The sequence below is a fragment of the Thalassobacterium maritimum genome (genome assembly GCF_031127805.1).
GTDB lineage: Bacteria > Verrucomicrobiota > Verrucomicrobiia > Opitutales > Coraliomargaritaceae > Thalassobacterium > Thalassobacterium maritimum.
Map to the genome: position 1 here is coordinate 1 of NZ_JARXHW010000288.1, position 343 is coordinate 343.

Annotated in this window: 1 pseudogene; it reads right to left on the minus strand. The window is 55.7% G+C overall.

The window, feature by feature from the left end:
- Nucleotides 1-115: 115 nt before the first annotated feature.
- Nucleotides 116-343 (minus strand): annotated as a pseudogene (locus tag QEH52_RS20375) (carbohydrate ABC transporter permease); the annotation flags it as partial.

Sequence of the window (343 nt, forward strand, 5' to 3'; positions counted from 1 at the left end):
CACGTAGAGCGGGAAGAAGGCGAAGGTGAGGATGAAGGCCAGGTAGCCGAGCTTGATCGTTTCACCGATTTTGTTCTGAGTTTGTGGAGTCATTGGGGGGGAATCTGTTAAGAGCTTACTTTTCGACCTTCACGTATTTTTGGTAAACGATGGTCAGCAGCAGGATGATGACGAAGAGCACCATGCCCAGCGCACAGGCGTAGCCGAAGCGACCTTCGGTGAAGGCGGCGCTAAACATATAGAGGCCGGGCACCATGCCCTTGCCGCCGGGCCCACCGTCGGGTCCGAGCAGGATCAGGAAGATCTCGTAAGTGGTCAGCGTGCCGATGGTCATGAAGATCAG